This window comes from Wohlfahrtiimonas larvae (genome assembly GCF_002006755.1).
Taxonomy (GTDB): domain Bacteria; phylum Pseudomonadota; class Gammaproteobacteria; order Cardiobacteriales; family Wohlfahrtiimonadaceae; genus Wohlfahrtiimonas; species Wohlfahrtiimonas larvae.
Genome location: NZ_MVDO01000277.1, coordinates 1 through 336, shown reverse-complemented (window position 1 = coordinate 336; position 336 = coordinate 1). Strand labels below are relative to the sequence as shown.

1 protein-coding gene is annotated in these 336 nt (G+C 34.5%); it reads left to right on the top strand.

Annotated elements, in window-relative coordinates:
• Positions 1-336, top strand: a 336-nt coding sequence (locus tag BZK14_RS13035; RefSeq protein ID WP_143691490.1) for a beta-barrel domain-containing protein, incomplete at both ends; no start/stop codon positions are given.

The following is a 336-nucleotide window of genomic DNA, read 5'->3' as shown; positions in this document are numbered from 1 at the left end:
TGGCGAATTAATGCAGATTGTACCGTTAGATGATCAACTTTTGATTGAGGCAAGGATGTCACCAAAAGATATTGCTTATATTTATCCTGGACAGGAAGCTAAGGTGAAAATTACAGCTTATGATTATGCAATTTTTGGTGGATTAGATGGTAAGGTAAAAGTTATTTCCCCAGATACTATTCAGGATGAAGTTAAGCCTGAGGTTTTTTATTATCGTGTTTTTATTTTGACAGATACAGATGTATTAGTTGATAAAAAGACAGGGGTCAGTTACCCAATTGTACCTGGTATGGTTGCAACAGTAGATGTTAAATCTGGAGAAAAAACAGTTTATGA